The 13,678-nt window shown below is 59.4% G+C and carries 12 protein-coding genes; 10 read left to right on the top strand and 2 right to left on the bottom strand.

The window, feature by feature from the left end; all coding sequences use genetic code 11:
* Window positions 1-16: 16 nt before the first annotated feature.
* The 4 genes from QD336_RS16815 to QD336_RS16800 all read left to right on the top strand — a co-directional run bounded on the left by QD336_RS16815 (window position 17) and on the right by QD336_RS16800 (window position 6,533).
* On the top strand, window positions 17-1,084 hold the full coding sequence (locus QD336_RS16815) for an LLM class flavin-dependent oxidoreductase (protein WP_269345017.1): 1,068 nt from the start codon (window positions 17-19) through the stop codon (window positions 1,082-1,084).
* Window positions 1,085-1,096: 12 nt separating this feature from the next.
* Entirely contained in the window at window positions 1,097-4,480 is a 3,384-nt protein-coding gene (locus tag QD336_RS16810) for a non-ribosomal peptide synthetase (RefSeq protein ID WP_499171408.1), read from the top strand.
* A gap of 33 nt (window positions 4,481-4,513) precedes the next feature.
* On the top strand, window positions 4,514-5,875 hold the full coding sequence (locus tag QD336_RS16805; protein WP_269345020.1) for an MATE family efflux transporter: 1,362 nt from the start codon (window positions 4,514-4,516) through the stop codon (window positions 5,873-5,875).
* A 121-nt stretch (window positions 5,876-5,996) separates the two neighbouring features.
* The gene (locus QD336_RS16800) at window positions 5,997-6,533 is read left to right on the top strand and encodes an Rrf2 family transcriptional regulator (protein ID WP_269345022.1); all 537 of its coding nucleotides are present in this window, start codon (window positions 5,997-5,999) and stop codon (window positions 6,531-6,533) included.
* 33 nt (window positions 6,534-6,566) lie between these two features.
* Here QD336_RS16800 and panD read toward each other — a convergent pair whose 3' ends face one another.
* Both panD and QD336_RS16790 read right to left on the bottom strand, forming a co-directional pair.
* Window positions 6,567-7,034, bottom strand: a complete 468-nt coding sequence (gene panD / locus QD336_RS16795; RefSeq protein ID WP_269345023.1) for an aspartate 1-decarboxylase — start codon at window positions 7,032-7,034, stop codon at window positions 6,567-6,569.
* Between the two features lie 23 nt (window positions 7,035-7,057).
* The gene (locus tag QD336_RS16790) at window positions 7,058-7,546 is read right to left on the bottom strand and encodes an Rrf2 family transcriptional regulator (protein ID WP_269345024.1); all 489 of its coding nucleotides are present in this window, start codon (window positions 7,544-7,546) and stop codon (window positions 7,058-7,060) included.
* A gap of 249 nt (window positions 7,547-7,795) precedes the next feature.
* Here QD336_RS16790 and QD336_RS16785 point away from each other — a divergent pair, with 249 nt between their 5' ends.
* The 6 genes from QD336_RS16785 (at window position 7,796) to QD336_RS16760 (ending at window position 13,619) form a co-directional block, all read left to right on the top strand.
* Entirely contained in the window at window positions 7,796-8,542 is a 747-nt protein-coding gene (locus tag QD336_RS16785) for a 4'-phosphopantetheinyl transferase family protein (protein ID WP_269345026.1), read from the top strand.
* 268 nt (window positions 8,543-8,810) lie between these two features.
* A complete protein-coding gene (locus tag QD336_RS16780) occupies window positions 8,811-9,626 on the top strand; it encodes a DUF2189 domain-containing protein (RefSeq protein ID WP_269345027.1) in 816 nt (271 codons plus the stop codon).
* A gap of 76 nt (window positions 9,627-9,702) precedes the next feature.
* Window positions 9,703-10,089 carry a c-type cytochrome gene (locus tag QD336_RS16775; RefSeq protein ID WP_269345029.1) on the top strand — a complete coding sequence of 129 codons (387 nt, stop codon included), beginning with the start codon at window positions 9,703-9,705 and terminating at the stop codon, window positions 10,087-10,089.
* Window positions 10,090-10,268: 179 nt separating this feature from the next.
* On the top strand, window positions 10,269-11,084 hold the full coding sequence (locus tag QD336_RS16770; RefSeq protein ID WP_269345031.1) for a cytochrome c oxidase subunit II: 816 nt from the start codon (window positions 10,269-10,271) through the stop codon (window positions 11,082-11,084).
* A gap of 55 nt (window positions 11,085-11,139) precedes the next feature.
* On the top strand, window positions 11,140-12,918 hold the full coding sequence (locus QD336_RS16765; protein WP_499171407.1) for a cbb3-type cytochrome c oxidase subunit I: 1,779 nt from the start codon (window positions 11,140-11,142) through the stop codon (window positions 12,916-12,918).
* Entirely contained in the window at window positions 12,915-13,619 is a 705-nt protein-coding gene (locus tag QD336_RS16760) for a cytochrome c oxidase subunit 3 (protein ID WP_269345034.1), read from the top strand. The genes QD336_RS16765 and QD336_RS16760 overlap by 4 nt, the downstream gene beginning before the upstream one ends.
* The last annotated feature ends 59 nt before the right edge of the window (window positions 13,620-13,678 follow it).

Genomic DNA, 13,678 nt, shown 5'->3' with positions numbered 1-13,678 from the left:
ATTCGGGATCATTCTGATGAAATTCAGCCTTTTCTATTTCGACGGCGACGGGTCGCGTCCGGGTCAGGCAAATTACCGGCTGCTGATGGACAGCGCCCAATTTGCAGATGCAAACGGCCTCGAAGCCCTGTGGGTGCCGGAACGGCATTTCCACGCATTTGGCGGTCTCTACCCCAATCCTTCGATCGTCAGCGCCGCGCTGGCGATGGTGACGCGCAATGTGCAACTGCGCGCGGGCAGCGTCGTTGCGGCCCTGCACCACCCCGCCCGCGTGGCGGAGGAGTGGGCGGTCGTCGACAATCTTTCCGGGGGCAGGGCAGGCATTGCGATTGCGGCCGGCTGGACGAAGGACGAGTTCGTCTTTTCGAAGGAACCACACGGGAACCGCCGCAGCACCATGTGGCGCTCCTATGAACAGATCACCCGGCTGCTCGCCGGCGAGGCGGTCGCATTCGAGGATGCGGACGGCAATATCGTTGATGCGAAAACCCTGCCCCGGCCCGTGCAGTCGCGCATCCCCTTCTGGGTTGCATGCCAGTCCACGGAGACCTTCATCGAAGCCGGCCGCCGCGGCCTCAATGTTCTTACGGCTTTGCTCGGCGAAACGACGGAGTCGCTCGCCCCCAAGATCGAGGCCTACCGCAAGTCGCGGGAGAAACATGGGCACGATCCGGCGGCGGGGAGGGTGAGCATGATGGTCCATACATTTCTGGGCGCCGAGGCCGCCAGGGTAAAGGCCAATGTTTCCAAGCCTTTCGGCGATTATCTCCGCACCCATTATCATCTGCTCGAAGGCCTCGGGCGCAGCATGGGTGTCGACATAACGCTCGATAATTTCAGCGACGACGATCTCGACAGCCTGATCGAATTCGGCATTGAGGGCTTCATGAAAGGCAGGTCGCTGATCGGAACCCCTGAAAGCTGCCAGTCGACGGTGGACACGCTGGCGGAGATGGGGGTCGATGAAATCGCCTGCCTGATCGATTTCGTCCAGGATTACGACCTCGTCATGGGCAGCCTGCCCTTCCTGTTGAAACTCGTGGAAGCAAACCGCCCGCCGGTAAGCGTCGCCAGAGCGGTGTAAAGGATTGCGATGATGTCGAACGCCGAGACCATTGCCGCATTGCGCAACCGCATCGCAAATCTTGACCCGGAGCAGCGCGCAAGGCTGCGTGCCCAGCTTGAGGCGCGCGGCATGTCCTGGCACGATATTGCGCCGGACGATGGGGACGCCGATGGCGGGGCCGGGCGGTTGCCGCTGACGTCATCGCAGATGCATTTCTGGCTGCAGCAGAAGATTTTCCCGGATAGTTCGGCCTATGTCATTCCATATAGGTGGCATATTGACGGCCCGCTCGACCATGACGCCATCATCCGCACGCTTCGAATCCTCGTTGAACGGCACGAGCCGCTGCGAACGGCTTTTCCGCTTGAGGACGGCAGGCCGTGGCAGCAGGTTCACGGCAATGTCGAGCCCGAACTTGTCGTTTCCGATTGCAGGGAAATCTCTGCCGCCGACCGCGACGAGGTCATATACCGGATCGCACGTGCACCTTTCGACCTGTCGAAAGCGCCATTGATGCGGACGCATCTTCTCCAGGTTGGAGAACACGAGCATATTCTCGTGTTTGTCTTCCATCACACCGTGGCCGACGGGTGGTCCCGCGGTATTCTGATGCGCGAATTTTCGTCATGTTATGCCGCGGTGGCAAATGGGCGGGAACCGGTCCTCGATCCTTTGCCGCGATCCTATGGCGATTTTGTCCGGTCGAGGCAAAAATGGTCCGGCACCGCGGACTATGAGCGGCAAAAGCATTTCTGGATCAACCGGCTGCAAAATTTCGAGCCGCAGGAGTTTCCCGCCGACTATCCCCGGCACGAAACGGCGGATATGGCCTGCGAGACGCTGGTGAGCGAAATCCCGCAGGACTTGATGTCTGCGGTGTCGGCCCTTGCCGCCAAACTCGGCACGACGACATTCGTCGTGTTTGCCGCTGTTTTCCAGCTCTTGCACCACCGTTATACCGGGCGCAGGGACCTTGCTGTCTGTGTGCCCGTCGCCGGTCGCAGCGATCCCGATATGGCAGGCTTGATCGGCCTGTTCACCAATACGATCGTGTTGCGCAACGATCTAAGCCCCACCCTGTCGTTTCGGGATTGGACGAAACGGGTCCAGGAAGATTTTGCCAATGCCCTGGAACATCAGGACTATCCCTTTGCGGAGTTGATGGATGTGCTGGGCAGCAACCGCGAAGGCGTGGAAAATTCGCCGTTCCAGATCTCCTTTCAGGTCCAGACGATGGGCTACCGGCAGCAGAATGCGCAGGGCTTCGATCTGGGAGACGCCAGCCTGCGGGTGCGGCAGGAAGCGGTGCCGGTGGCGGAAGCAAAGCTCGATATGAGCTGGATGATCATGGAGCGCGCATCGAGTGCGCTGGTCACCGTTGAGTACCGGTCCGGCCGGTTCGAGGCAGTGCGAATGAAGCGGTTGCTGGAGCATTTCGAAAATCTGTTGCGCTCGGTGCTTTCTTCCCCCGATGCCCTTCTCCCCACCTTTGACTATATCCCGGCCGACGAACGCGAAACGCTTCTGTCATCGGGCGCGCTTGTGGCGCGGCCTCTCCCGGTCAATGGCGTGCATGAGCTGATAAGCGGTGCGGCCCGCCGCCATCCCGAAAAGATTGCCATCGAATGCGCGGACAGGAGCTGGACCTATAGCCAGCTGGAGGAGGCTTCCGACAACCTCGCGCGGGCGCTCCTTACGCTGGACAAGCCGGTGAAGCCGGGAATGCGGGTGGCGGTTTCATTGCCGGGGCAGGCAAGCTGCATCATATCTTTCCTCGCCATCATAAAGGCCGGCGCGGTCTATGTTCCGATCGATCCGCGCCACCCGGCAGACAGGGTCGGTTACGTGCTGGAAGATGCCGCAGCCGTTCTGGTGCTGACAAACGACCCGACGCCTTTTTCCGGCATAGCCTGCATCGATCCGGTTCATCATCTTGAAAACCAGTCCGATGCCGCGCTTACGTCCATGCCGGACCACAGCGACATCTACATTCTCTACACAAGCGGCAGTACGGGGCGGCCAAAGGGAGTGCCGATTACGCACCGGGGCCTGCTCAATCAATTCCAGTCACTGGCGCATCAGCCCGGTATAAAGGCCGGGGACCGAATGCTCTCGGTAACAACACCTGCATTCGACATTTCCGTTCTGGAAATGCTCTGGCCGCTGAGTGTCGGCGCCACTGTGGTGATGCGTGAACCGGACCTGCTGCTTCAACCCGAGAAGCTGGGCAGGACGCTGGACGAATACGATATTTCGCATTTCCAGGCGACGCCCGCCACATGGAGAATGTTGCTGGACAGCGGTTGGGAGGGACGAAAATCCCTGACCGGGCTCTGCGGCGGTGAGGCTCTCGACGCACAGCTCGCCGGCCGGCTCATTCGCAAGATCGGCTCTCTCTGGAATGTATATGGCCCCACCGAGACGACGATCTGGGCGGGTGCGCTGCTGGTGACCGAGGCGCACTCCAGAAGCGGCAAGGTGCCGATCGGCGGGCGGCTGGACAACACGTCCTTCCTCGTTCTCGACGCCTATATGGACCCCGTTCCGGAAGGGGTGCCGGGAGAGCTGCACATCGGCGGCATAGGCTTGAGCCGGGGGTACTGGGACCGGCCGGCGCTCGCGGCCGAAAAATTCGTTCCTGATCCGTATGATCTGACATTCACGCCGGGTTCCCGCCTTTACAAGACGGGTGATCTCGTCGTGCGCAGGCCGGATGGCAGCCTGGATTTCGTCGGACGGACCGACTTCCAGATCAAGCTGCGCGGTTATCGCATCGAGGTCGGAGAAATCGAGAGCCTTCTTCAGGAGGAGGATGGGGTCGACCAGGTGCTGGTTCTGCTCGATGCGAATAAGGAGCAGCTTCTGGCCTATGTTCTCCTCGAGGATCGTTCCGGCAAGGTCGACAAGGGGGCCATGGGTATAAGGTTGAGCAGGGCGCTTTCGGCGCGGTTGCCGCGTTACATGGTGCCTTCACATTTCATTCTTCTGGAAGACTTTCCCAAGAATGCGAACGGCAAGGTGGATCGCAAGCGTCTGCCGCTGCCGGATCGCTCGGAAAGGGCCGTTTCCGAGATCAATTCGCCGGGAAACCGCGTCGAGCAGGCTCTGCATGCCGTCTGGCAGAAGATGCTGAAGCGAGAGGATATTGGCGTCAACGACAATTTCTTCGAGCTGGGAGGTGATTCCCTGCTGATCGTCGCCATGCCGGCCAAGGTGCGCGATGCCCTTGGCATCGAGCTGGAGGTCACGGATTTTTTCCGTTTCCCCACACTGGAAACGCTGGCTGGCCACATAATCGATCTCCAGCACGGCAAAGCCACGCCGGCTGAGACGGCGCGCGGGCGAAGCGATACCAGGGTGCAGGGGCGTGAACGGCAATTGCAACGGCGCATCAGGTCCGGCAATTTCGCCTGACCCGTCCCATGAAGTCGATCAGGAACAGCAGCCATGGAACAGGGCGTCGCAACCGCCGGGACAGAAGACATCAATGCGCATGGTAAGCCCACCCTATTCCAACTGAGCTTTCCGCTCCTGCTTCATTCGCTGCTGAGTTTCTTCGTCAACCTGGTCGATACGGCGATAATAAGCGCCTATTCGGCAGAAGCCGCGGCGGCCGTTGCCGTCGCCAAACAGGTGATGATGATCGCTTTCGAATTGTCGGGGCTGGTTGGCATCGGCGCGGTCATCGTTATTTCCCGGCATCTTGGACGGGCAGAGGTGGGCGCGGCGCGGCAGGTGGTGGCGGTGGCGCTCTTGACCAACACGCTCGTCGGCCTGGCGCTTGGCCTGTCGTTGATCGTTGCGGGTCCCTTCGTGCTGGAACAGCTGGCGGGATCGACCTCCCTGAACGATGAAGCCGGCCTTTACCTGAACATCGTCGCGGTTGGCATGATCTTTAACGGCTTCATTGCCGCCGGTCTGGCCTGCCTGCGCGCATTCGGCCACAGCAGGTTGATTCTTGCATTCGGGGTGGGCGTATCGGCCTTTTATCTTCTTGCCGAATGGGTGCTCATTCTGGGCGTTGGACCTTTGCCGGCTATGGGCGTGACAGGTGCGGCAATCGGCACGCTGAGCGTGCGCCTGCTGACCGCCTCCGTTTTGACACCGGTGCTCGTCCGCAAGCTGGGGCTGCGTTTCTCGCTTGCAGATACGATCGCGCGCCTCGCAACCGCCCGCCGGATGATCGCAATCGCCCTGCCGAGCGTCACCGATTACATCGCCTACAGTTTTTATCAGATCATTCTTCTGGGGCTGGTCGCCAGATCCGGTGTCGATGCCGTGCTTGGGCGTACCTATACGATGCTTGCCATGGCGTTTCTGGTCGTCGTCGTCATGGCAATCAGCCAGGGGAACGAGGTTCTGATCGGGTATCGGTTCGGCGAACGAAGGCTCGAGGCGGCGAAGAGCCAGGCCCTTCGGTCAGCGGGCATTGCGGCCGCGACGACAACCGGGCTTGCCACGCTGATCTGGCTCGCATCGGCTTCTTATACCCGGTTGTTCACCGACAATCCGGCCGTCATCGAATTGTGTGGCAGCCTGCTGTTTCTGACGATATTCGTTCAGCCGGGATTTGCATTTAATACGATCCTGTTTCAATCGCTGCGGGCGGTGGGAGATGTTCGCTGGCCGGTTTTTGTGAGCCTGACCGTGACATGGGGGCTCGGCCTTCCCATGGCCTGGTTCTTCTGCTCGTTCCTGAATCTCGGCGTGACGGGCGTCTGGTGGTCGCTGATCGTCGAAGAGACCATAAAGGGCGGTCTGTTCCTGCACCGCTGGCTCTCACGCCGGGCGGGACAGGAGGCGGGCTGATCCGGCCGGTGCGCCGGGGGGCGGTTATGTCCATGGAACAATTGAATGCAGTGATATTACGCGATAGTGTGAATGCCGGACCGGCGATCCCCGCCACTCGTCATGAGGACGTTCATAAACGATGCATCTGAAACGGCAGACTGAAATCGCCTTTGGCATACTTGCGGTATGTGCGCGGCAGGGGAACGAAATCGTATCGGTTCAAAAGGTCTCGGAGGAAATCGGTTCGACGAAAGACCATACCTATCAGGTTGTCGCCTTGCTCGCCCGAAACGGCCTGCTCCAAAGCGAACGGGGCCCCGGCGGCGGCCTGAAACTGGCAAGGGAACCGGAAACGGTGAAACTGACCGAGGTGTTACGGCTGATACAGCCGGAATTACTCGGGGAAGGTGAAGGCAATCTCTCATTGCCTCAATCGGAAACCGAAGCATTCCTGAGCCGTATCGTTTCAACGACATCGTCTTTTTTTGCCCGTCTGCTCGATCGCTTCACGATTGCCGATCTGATCGCCCCGGAGAGCAAAGTTCCCCTCAGCTGTCTGGATTGTCGTCTGCTGACCTCAAGCCAGCAGACGGTGGTCCAGATGACGGGTGACGACCAGCCACGGCTTTCTTCGCCAGCCAGCCCGGCTGCCGCGGCGAGGCGCGCCCGTCTCTAAAGACCGGCGCAGTTTTTCACGCCCGGCACGGTTTCAGGCAATGGCCCGATCTGCCATGCTCTCTTCTTCCATATCGGGGTTTTGCCCATGCGGCAGGGTCTCGATAAAGAAGTCGAAGGGGCGCCGCGCCGTTTCCTTGACGCGATAACGCAGAACGTCCTTCACGTCGTTTTTCGGCGTGAAAGTGAGGACCATGGGAGCGGTGTCATAAAGCGCCGTTTCCTGCACGTAAGACGACGAGCATATGATGACCTGATCGCCACGCTGGCAGGTGCGCGCCGCAGCGCCGTTCAGGATGCAGCATCTTGATCCCGCTTCGCCGAAAATCACATAGGTCGAAATTCTGGCGCCGCTCTGCTTGTTCCAGATATCGACGAATTCCAGAGGTCTGATGCCGGCGAGGTCGCAATGCTCGGGATCCAGCGTGATGGATCCGTGATAATCAAGATCGGCTCCCGTTACGGTGATGCCGTGTAGTTTGGCTCTGACGATGCGTATCAAATGCAACTCTCCTCAAGATGATTTCAGATTGTCGCATTCAACCGTCTCACAGCGTCGGTCTCGCCCGCAGATGGCACCGGCGGCGCCAATCGCCGACTGCGACACTTTGAACCGTCGATCTTTGTCGGGGTGACGTCGGCTATCTTGTAGGTGTCGGCAAGTTCGATGAAATATTCGGAGGTGGCTTCCGCCAGCATATGGAAAATGCCCGCCGTGCCGGAAGGATTGGTGTTGCGCGTGCGCGGCCGCCTGACGATAACCGGCTGTGTGGCTCGCAGGATCATGCCCACGGAAAGACTTTCCGGATCGACATTGAGAACGACACCGCCGGTGCGCCCACGCCTGCTCTGCAACAGGCCGTTTCTGACGAGAATTGCAACCACTCTCGCCGCATGGTCTTTCGTCACCCCGAGCCGGTGAGCCAGCTTTCTCGTCGTATGGGCTTCCTCTGCTTCATGTATGCAGTTGGTCAGAATGCCGATTGCGATTTCAGATTCCCTGGTCAGATACATCGTGGTTCTCCTCACACCGAGAAACGGAAAGTGCAAATTTCCTCTCGTGATTTAGACGAACAGCATCTGCTCTTTAGGACATTGTCATAAAAAAAATATCCCGACCGGCAGCGGCATCGGGAAGCGAAAGCCCGGAGGCTTGTGTCTGCCGATGGGAAATCTCGCGGCGCAGGAGTTGAGAATGGCGACGACTTGTGCTGTTGACTCCGGCAAGGGAATTTCTCTTTTCGGACAAGAGATTTTGTTGAGATGAGCGAACTAAAAATGGTTGATAACGGCCAGGTTGGATCAGATGTCGTCGTCGCAATCCCTGTCTGCGAAGTTCTCGCAGCTTATGATGCGACCATGCTCCTCAACGAGGCCGAGCAGGCCCAGGCGGAACGCTTCCACAAAAAGGAGGATAGTTCCCGCTATCAGGCGGCACATGTCGTCAAGCGGCTGCTGATCGGTGCGGCTGTTGGAAAGAATACCGAAGATCTGCATTTTTCGCGGGCGGCGGGCGGCAAGCCCGTTCTCGTCAATGGCGGCCGGTTGGATTTTAATTTATCGCATGGCGGTGATTGGGTCGCCGTCGCGCTCTCATGGTCGGGTCGTATCGGTGTCGACGTCGAATCCGAAAGAGAGGACGACTTCTGGCGGGAGATCGCCTCGGTGTTCCTGGCGCCAGGCGAGGGCAAAAACGTCGGTTTCCTGAAACTGTGGACCGCAAAGGAGGCCGCCGCGAAGGCGAATGGGGCAGGGCTTGCCATACCACTCCCGGAAATCGTTATCGATATGGCCGGTTCGCAGACCTTTGTTGCGGCCCTGCCCGCAGAAGGTTTGTCGGGCGAATGGCGGCAACTCGATGCGGAGCATGTTCTGGCCGTTGCTACCGATGCGGGCATACCCGAGATTTGTATCTGTGGCAGCGCCAGTGATCTAAGGCATGTTTTGGCGCGGCTTCAATCCCTGCCGTCGTCGTCGGCGGGTGTTCGAAACGGCTCTCCGGTCGACTAGTTCGCTTCCACCGAGGCGCTTTCCGCCGTCATGTGCCGGCTTGCCAGTTCGGGAAGCGCAACGGCAGGATTGTCTTCGAAGTATCGGCGCCAAAACGCGCTGGCCACACCGATAGCGAGTATCAAATTTCCCAGGTTTAAAGAATAGGCGACAAAGGCGGCCGGATTTGATAAATTACAAATCGGCCGGCTGCGGTTTGACGCGCAGATAAAAGTCTCCGGGCGTTCCTATACCGCCAGCCGGATCATGGCGCAGGAGGAGAAGTGCTATGACGGCATTCCATGTCATGGCCGGTGCGAGCGGTGAATTTACTCGCCCGGAAGTCCGCAAGATTGGTATCGCAGATATTGTGGATGCATTGAGGCTGGGACTCGACGACTTCAAGGAGAAGCCGTCCCACTATGTCTTTCTCTGTCTCATGTATCCGATCGCCGGTGTTTTCCTGGTCATGTGGAGCTCCGGCGCCAATCTGCTGCCGCTGATTTATCCCTTGATGTCAGGTTTTGCGCTGATCGGTCCGATCGCGGCCATCGGTCTTTATGAAATCAGCCGACGGCGCGAGCAGGGGTTGGACAGTTCATGGCGCCATGCGCTGGAGGTGCGTCAATCTCCGGCCCTGCCGTCGATCGTCGCAGTCGCCGTTATGCTGTTTACGCTTTTTGTCGTCTGGCTGATTATTGCGCAGCGCATCTACACCACGACCTTCGATGCGGTCGGTCCGGTCGCGCTCTCGACCTTTCTGTCGGATGTGCTGACGACTCCGCAGGGCCTCTCCCTGATAATCTGGGGGAACCTGGCCGGTTTCGTATTCGCGGTCGTTGTGCTGGCGACAACGGTGGTGGCCTTCCCGCTGCTGCTGGATCGGGATGTCGGTGCAGTCGCGGCGGTGGATGCGAGCATTCGCGCCACGCTTGCCAATCCGGTTCCGGTTGCACTTTGGGGATTGATCGTCGCGGCGCTGCTCGTCGTCGGCACGATCCCCGTCTTCGTCGGCCTTGCGGTCGTCATGCCCATCCTCGGACACGCGACCTGGCACCTCTATCGGAAATTGATCGTCCCCGTTTATCCAAATCGCATGCCCTGAATTCATAACGGAAATCCAGCGTCGATCATCCTTCCCGCCTTGCGGCGGGGAGGGCGATGGAACGCGTGAGGATGCCATGTCGTATCGCTTTCTTCCGATCTGTCTGCTTTTCGCCATTACCCTCCCGTTTAACGCGCATGCGCAGGAGGGCGACACTGCTGCCGGGGCCACCGTTTTCAAGAAATGCGCCATTTGCCATGCCGCAGAAACGGACCAGAACAAGGTTGGACCCTCGCTGAACCGCCTGTTCGGCAGAGCCGCCGCCACACATCCGGATTTCGCCTATTCGCAGGCGATGCGGGATGCGGGCAAAGCCGGTCTGGTGTGGAACGAGACATCGCTCCGCGATTATTTGCACGACCCAAGGATGAAGGTGAAGGGCACGAAAATGGCCTTTGTCGGGCTGAAGGACGACACCGATATCACCAATCTGATCGCCTATCTGAAGCAATATTCCAGGTAACGAAATGACCGGTGAGAGCGGCCCGTCTCGCATCGGGGGGGCTTGATGGGTGAGGGCCGATTGACGGACGAATGGCTGCGGTTGCCGCAATTGCTCGCCCGACCTGTTCATGAGATAATGCTAATACGTTTCGCGATAGGATTGTAGAAATAGTCGCGGCCGTGTTCGGGGAGGAGACGATGGCTGTCGTTGTGGTTCTCGTTCTGCTGGTGGTGGGGTCGGTCGCATTCCACCTGCTGAGCCCTTGGTGGTGGACGCCGATTGCCTCCAACTGGAGCTATATCGACAATACGATCATCATCACCTTCTGGATCACCGGATTTGTCTTCTCGGCCATCGTGCTGTTCGTTGCCTATTGTGTGCTGCGCTTCAGGCATCGCGCCGGAAATCAGGCGGCATACGAGCCCGAAAACAAGCGTCTGGAAGCATGGCTTGCCGGAGGCACCGGGGTTGGGGTGGCTGTGATGCTTCTGCCCGGCCTCTTCGTGTGGCACCAGTTCGTAACCGTGCCGGACGGCGCCGGCGAGGTGGAGGTCGTCGGAAAGCAATGGCAATGGAGTTTCAGGCTTCCCGGAGCGGACGGGCGGCTCGGGCGGGCGGATACGCGCGCCATCACGCCGGACAATCCGCTCGGTTTGAACAGGAACGATCCCGCCGGAATGGATGATGTCATCGTTGACGGCGGCGAGTTGCATCTGCCCGCCGGCAGGCCGGTGAAAATGCTGCTGCGCGCCATCGACGTGGTGCATGATTTCTACGTGCCGGAGTTCCGGGCCAAGATGGACATGATTCCCGGTTCGGTCACCTATTACTGGTTCACCCCTACGCGGACGGGAACCTTCGAGGTTCTCTGCGCGGAATTGTGCGGGGTCGGCCATCCGCAGATGCGCGGCACCGTCATCGTCGATACCGAGGCTGACTATCAGGCCTGGCTGCAACAGCAACCGACTTTCGGAAAATCGCTCGCATCGGCGGAAAAATCGGCGGCCAGGTGAGCGCCATGCGCCGTTGAAGGAAAGACCGCATCGGAGGGAACAGGGAGGACGGAATATGGTCGAGATTGAAACCGGCGCCGGGCAGATCATCCCGCCAGCTGAAGTCGAGGATGTCGAGCTTTATCATCCGAAAAGCTGGTGGACGAAATATGTCTTCAGCCAGGATGCCAAGGTCATCGCCATTCAATATTTCCTGACGGCCGTTGCAATCGGCATGTTGGCCCTGGTGCTGTCGTGGCTGATGCGGCTGCAACTCGGTTTTCCCGGTTATTTCGCCTTCATCGATGTCGAACATTATTATCAGTTCATCACCATGCACGGCATGATCATGGTGATCTACCTGCTCACCGCGCTGTTCCTCGGCGGTTTCGGCAATTACCTGATCCCCCTGATGCTCGGCGCACGCGACATGGTGTTTCCCTATGCGAACATGCTGAGCTACTGGCTTTATCTCTCCGCGGTCCTCGTGCTGGTTGCTGGTTTTTTTGCGCCCGGCGGGCCGACGGGCGCCGGCTGGACGCTTTATCCGCCGCAGGCGCTTCTATCGGGAACGCCGGGAGGGCGTGACTGGGGCATCATCCTGATGCTGTTGTCGCTGATCCTGTTCATCATCGGTTTCACCCTTGGCGGGCTGAATTATGTCGTCACGGTGCTGCAGGGCCGCACACGCGGCATGACGCTGATGCGCATGCCCCTGACGATATGGGGCATCTTCACGGCGACCGCCATGGCGCTGCTCGCCTTCCCGGCGCTCCTCGTTGCGGCTGTCATGATGTTGTTCGACCGGCTGCTCGGCACCAGCTTCTTCATGCCGGCCATCGTCGAGATGGGTGAGCAATTGAAACAGGAGGGCGGCAGTCCCATCCTGTTCCAGCACCTGTTCTGGTTCTTCGGCCATCCGGAAGTCTATATCGTCGCCCTTCCGGCCTTCGGCATCGTTTCGGATCTGATCAGCACCCATGCGCGCAAGAATATCTTCGGTTACCGGATGATGGTCTGGGCGATCGTCATCATCGCGGCGCTGAGCTTCGTCGTCTGGGCGCATCACATGTATGTCAGCGGCATGAATCCGAATTTCGGCTTCTTTTTCGCGACCACGACGCTGATCATTGCCGTACCCACGGCGATCAAGGTCTATAACTGGGTGCTGACGCTCTGGCGCGGCGATATCCACCTGACCCTGCCGATGCTGTTTGCGCTCGCCTTCATCGTCACATTCCTCAATGGCGGTTTGACCGGCCTCTTCCTCGGCAATGTCGTCGTCGACGTGCCGCTTTCGGACACCATGTTCGTCGTCGCCCATTTCCACATGGTCATGGGGGTTGCGCCGATCATGGTGATCTTCGGTGCGATCCATCATTGGTATCCGAAAGTCACGGGCCGGATGCTGAACGAGGCGATGGGGCATGTCCATTTCTGGGTCACCTTTCTCGGCGCCTATGCCATCTTCTTCCCGATGCATTATCTCGGGTTGATTGGCGTGCCGCGCCGTTATTACGAACTGGGCGAAAGCGCATTCATTCCAGCTTCGGCACACACGCTGAACATGTTCATCACCGTGGCTGCGCTCGTTGTGGGGGCGGCGCAATTGCTATTCCTGTTCAATCTCGACTGGAGCCTGCGCTGGGGCAAAAAGGCGGGCGGCAATCCATGGCGGGCAACGACGCTGGAATGGCAAACGCCGCAAACTCCGCCGGTTCATGGCAACTGGGGCAAGGAGCTGCCGGTGGTCTATCGTTGGCCCTATGATTACAGCGTGCCGGGCGCGGCTGAGGACTTTTTGCCGCAAAACCAGCCGCCGGCAGCCGGGCCGTCCGAGAGGGCCTTGTCATGATCGCCATTCTCATTTTCATGGCGGGAATAGCGGGCATCATCGGCTGGTGGATGGCGGGCCAGCGGCTGACCTCCAAACCCTGGCTGGAAGTCGGGCCGGCAGGTGGTACGCCGCAGATGCAGAGATCTCCGGCGATGATCGCGAAACTCGGGCTCGGTATTTTTCTGGGTGTCGTCGGTGCGCTGTTCACGCTGCTCATCAGCGCCTATCTCGGCCGCATGGGCGGCGCAGACTGGTGGGGCATCCCCGTCCCGGGGCTGTTATGGGCAAATACCGCGGCCCTTGCCGCCAGCAGTCTGGCGCTGCAATGGGCGAAAACCGAAGTCGGTGCCACTCATCGCGACAGGCTGAACGCGGCTCTTGCGACCGCCTTTGTGACAGGCCTTCTCTTTGTCGGCGGGCAGTTCATGGCGTGGTGGCAACTCACCTCTGCGGGTTACGTGCTGGCGAACAATCCATCGAACAGCTTCTTCTACATGATTACCGGGCTGCACGGCCTGCACATAGTGGGCGGGCTTTTCGTGCTCGGACGCACCGCAATCCGTGCCCGGATCGAGCCCCTGTCGGCGCGGATACGCCTGAGCGTGGAGATGTGCGCCATATACTGGCATTTCATGCTGGTCGTCTGGCTGATCCTTTTTGCGCTCTTCGCCGGCTGGGCGAACAGTTTCGTCGATCTCTGCCGTCAATTGGTCAGCTAGAGCTGCGGGAGATGAACCTGAATAGGCCGCCGCACTTTTACTGGAAGTCCTCTAAGGAG

It is taken from the genome of Rhizobium sp. BR 250 (assembly GCF_047445855.1).
Classification (GTDB): Bacteria; Pseudomonadota; Alphaproteobacteria; order Rhizobiales; family Rhizobiaceae; genus Agrobacterium; species Agrobacterium tumefaciens_I.
The sequence above is the reverse complement of the archived record's forward strand: the minus strand, read 5'-3'. Positions and strand labels throughout refer to the sequence as shown.

Coding starts and splice junctions, on each gene's coding strand:
- QD336_RS16790 (WP_269345024.1), bottom strand. CDS start 7,546: ATGTATCTGACCAGGGAATCTGAAATCGCAATCGGCATTCTGACCAAC.
- QD336_RS16815 (WP_269345017.1), top strand. CDS start 17: ATGAAATTCAGCCTTTTCTATTTCGACGGCGACGGGTCGCGTCCGGGT.
- QD336_RS16780 (WP_269345027.1), top strand. CDS start 8,811: ATGACGGCATTCCATGTCATGGCCGGTGCGAGCGGTGAATTTACTCGC.
- QD336_RS16805 (WP_269345020.1), top strand. CDS start 4,514: ATGGAACAGGGCGTCGCAACCGCCGGGACAGAAGACATCAATGCGCAT.
- QD336_RS16770 (WP_269345031.1), top strand. CDS start 10,269: ATGGCTGTCGTTGTGGTTCTCGTTCTGCTGGTGGTGGGGTCGGTCGCA.
- QD336_RS16765 (WP_499171407.1), top strand. CDS start 11,140: ATGGTCGAGATTGAAACCGGCGCCGGGCAGATCATCCCGCCAGCTGAA.
- QD336_RS16785 (WP_269345026.1), top strand. CDS start 7,796: ATGAGCGAACTAAAAATGGTTGATAACGGCCAGGTTGGATCAGATGTC.
- QD336_RS16800 (WP_269345022.1), top strand. CDS start 5,997: ATGCATCTGAAACGGCAGACTGAAATCGCCTTTGGCATACTTGCGGTA.
- QD336_RS16760 (WP_269345034.1), top strand. CDS start 12,915: ATGATCGCCATTCTCATTTTCATGGCGGGAATAGCGGGCATCATCGGC.
- QD336_RS16775 (WP_269345029.1), top strand. CDS start 9,703: ATGTCGTATCGCTTTCTTCCGATCTGTCTGCTTTTCGCCATTACCCTC.
- QD336_RS16810 (WP_499171408.1), top strand. CDS start 1,097: ATGTCGAACGCCGAGACCATTGCCGCATTGCGCAACCGCATCGCAAAT.